This window comes from Pseudoalteromonas sp. SR45-5 (assembly GCF_014163565.1).
GTDB classification, from domain to species: Bacteria; Pseudomonadota; Gammaproteobacteria; order Enterobacterales; family Alteromonadaceae; genus Pseudoalteromonas; species Pseudoalteromonas distincta.
The window spans coordinates 1-1448 of record NZ_JACJDN010000823.1 but is presented as its reverse complement, the minus strand read 5'-3'; the positions used below and the strand labels follow the sequence as shown (position 1 = coordinate 1448).

Annotated in this window: 1 protein-coding gene; it reads right to left on the bottom strand. The window is 41.9% G+C overall.

What is annotated here, in order from left to right:
- Window positions 1-1448, bottom strand: a 1448-nt coding sequence (locus H5072_RS19355; RefSeq protein ID WP_182694498.1) for a M3 family metallopeptidase, incomplete at both ends; no start/stop codon positions are given.

Sequence of the window (1448 nt, the reverse complement as noted above, 5' to 3'; positions counted from 1 at the left end):
TAAAATATTTTGCATGAAGGCTTGACCGGTTTGCGGGTTAAAAATACCTTCTTCTTCAAATTTAGAATAAGCATCAGCAGAGAGTACTTCAGCCCATTTATACGAGTAATAACCAGCGCTGTAACCGCCTGCAAAAATGTGGCTAAAGCCATGCTGAAAACGGTTAAACTCAGGAGGCTTAACGACCGAGGTACGGCTACGCACATCGTTTAGTACGGCTTGAATTTGACACTCTTCACCCGCTTTATAATCATTGTGGATTTTAAAGTCGAATAACGAGAACTCAATTTGACGTAGCATTTGCATGCCTGAGTTGTAGTTTTTAGCCGCTAGTAGCTTATCAAGTAGCTCTTTAGGTAACGCCTCGCCCGTTTCATAATGACCTGAAATAAAGCTCAATGCTTCTTCTTCATAACACCAGTTTTCTAAAAACTGACTAGGAAGCTCTACCGCATCCCACGCTACACCATTAATACCCGCAACAGGGGCAGCATCAACTTGTGTAAGCATGTGGTGAATACCATGACCAAACTCGTGGAATAAGGTAGTCACTTCGTCATGAGTAAACAATGCAGGTTTATCGCCAACCGCTTTATTAAAATTACACACTAAATAAGCCACTGGAGTTTGTAGTTCGCCGTTAGCACGTACTTTACGACCCATACAGTCGTCCATCCACGCACCACCGCGTTTACGGTCGCGTGCATATAAATCGAGATAAAAACGTCCACGTAAGGTATTGCTGCTATCTACAATTTCAAAAAAACGTACATCTTTGTGGTAAGTATCAAAATCAGTAACTTCTTTTACGCTAATACCAAATAAGCGGTTAACGGTTTCGAATAAGCCACTTAATACTTTATTTGCAGGGAAGTAAGGACGTAGTACTTCATCTGAAATAGCGTATTTTTCTTGCTTAAGTTTTTCGCTGTAGTAACCAAAATCCCATGCCTGTAATTCAGAAATACCATGTTTTTGATCAGCATAGGCTTTTAACTCTGCCACTTCTTGTTCTGCTTGTGGTTTTGATTTAGCAGCAAGGTCTTCTAAAAACGAGAATACTTGCGCTGGTGTTTCGGCCATTTTAGTTGCCAGTGACTTTTCAGCGTAGCTGTTAAATCCTAGTAACTGTGCAAGTTCATGGCGAAGCGCAAGCTCCTCACTCATAATCTCTGAGTTATCAAATTCACCAGCATTAGGGCCTTGATCTGATGCGCGCGTAGAAAACGCGGTGTAAGTTTCTCTGCGGAGTTCGCGGTTATCTGCATAGGTCATAATTGGTAAATACGACGGGAAATCAAGGGTAAATACCCAACCGTCTAACTCTTTACTTTTTGCTGTGTCAGCTGCAAGCGCTAAAGCAGATTCTGGCAAGCCAGCTAAGTCGCTTTCATCAGTAATATGCTTGTGCCAAGCAAGTGTGGCATCCATTACGTTGTTGCCAAATT